Genomic DNA, 1,053 nt, shown 5'->3' with positions numbered 1-1,053 from the left:
GATGGGTTTCGCTTCGAGGCTGGGCAAGTATCTGTTTTGCGCCCACCTTACACGGCGTATTCGAATGTTGGACGAATTTGGCCTCGGAGTGGCGGTGGGGCGGCCCGTAGCCGGGCGATGATGTCGGTGATGGCGCTCAGCAGCAAGAGTGCCAGATGCGGATGACGGCTGGCCAGATAAGCCATGAAGGTGTCGAGGCCGAGGATGCGGAGCACGCGGGAGAAGTTGTAGCAGAGTGCCATCAGGCTCCATTCGCCGCGCACCTTGTCGAAACCGCGGACGAGGAAGTGGCGGTAGCCGGCCCGGCATTTGAGTGTACCGAAGGGGTGTTCGGCGAGTTCGGCTCGGCGCCGCATCTGGGCATCGGCGTCCTTCATTCGTGCGCGATGCCGATCCAGCACCGCTTCATGTTCCCAGCGATGGACGGTGCGCGTCGGCGTCTTGGCGGACAGGCAGCGCGAGCGTAGCGCGCAGGCGTCGCAATCGGACTTGCGGCTGACATACCTGATCTCGATCCGATGACCGTTGGTCTTGCGTCCCTCCGTTGGGCACAGCTGCCTGCCGGCAGGACAGCGATAGACGTTCGCCTCCGCCTCGTAGGCAAACGCTTCATGGCTGATGCGATCTTGTGCTTCGAGCCGCGCGGTTCGCTTGGCCTGCGGAACGTAAGCCACGATCCCGGCCTCCTCGCAGGCCTTGAGCGTGTTGCCGTTGTAGTAGCCGGTGTCGGCGAGGGCCGTCAGCGTCTCGACGCCGAGTTCGTCCTTTGCAGCTTTGGCCATACTGTGAAGCTGGCCTGTATCATTGCCGTCATTGACGACATCGCTCGTCACAATCAGCTTGTGCTTGCCGTCGACGACGATCTGGACGTTGTAGCCCGCCACCACCTGACCGTTCTTCGACAACAATCGGGCATCTGCGTCGGTTCGCGACAACTGTGTCTGGCCGCTCTCCTCCAGTCGCGCCAGATCGGCCTGCAAGCTTGCGCGCTTGGCCATCAAGGCCGCCACCTTTTGCGCGACGTCCCCGCCGCCGTCGCCCCCGCCATCCCGC

General features: G+C 63.3%; 1 protein-coding gene. It reads right to left on the bottom strand.

The window, feature by feature from the left end:
* Positions 1-47: 47 nt before the first annotated feature.
* Positions 48-1,053: transposase (locus tag AC630_RS42280; RefSeq protein ID WP_208867127.1), on the bottom strand; the 1,006-nt coding region annotated here is incomplete at its 5' end.

The organism is Bradyrhizobium sp. AS23.2 (assembly GCF_001908185.1).
GTDB lineage: Bacteria > Pseudomonadota > Alphaproteobacteria > Rhizobiales > Xanthobacteraceae > Bradyrhizobium.
This window is presented reverse-complemented; position numbering and strand designations above follow the sequence as displayed.